At 39.0% G+C, this 362-nt stretch carries 1 rRNA gene; it reads right to left on the minus strand.

The features are described 5' to 3' along the window. Positions 1 to 190, minus strand: a 23S ribosomal RNA gene (locus tag FET73_RS15030); the annotation flags it as partial. Between the last annotated feature and the right edge of the window lie 172 nt (positions 191 to 362).

Genomic DNA, 362 nt, shown 5'->3' on the forward strand with positions numbered 1-362 from the left:
TTCAGTTCTCCGGGTTCGCTTCACATAGCCTTACAGCTACATGATAACCTTTAAAGGTTGGGTTTCCCCATTCGGAAATCTGTGGGTTATACGCTTTCGTGTCAGCTAACCACAGCTTATCGCAGACTTACACGTCCTTCTTCGCCTCCAACTGCCAAGGCATCCACCACATACGCTTATTCACTTGATCATATAACCCCAAAAAATCTGAAGTTACAATCTCGAGTTCATATGGATTGATATTGGAACAGTGCTAACTGTTCCGCTGGTCTCTATTTACATTAAATAACGATTCTTTATATACACTATAAAAATTCTTTAAGACGCCATTGACTCAAATCAAAAATTGATTTGTAGAAATA

Source organism: Marinicella rhabdoformis (genome assembly GCF_009671245.1).
Lineage (GTDB): Bacteria > Pseudomonadota > Gammaproteobacteria > Xanthomonadales > Marinicellaceae > Marinicella > Marinicella rhabdoformis.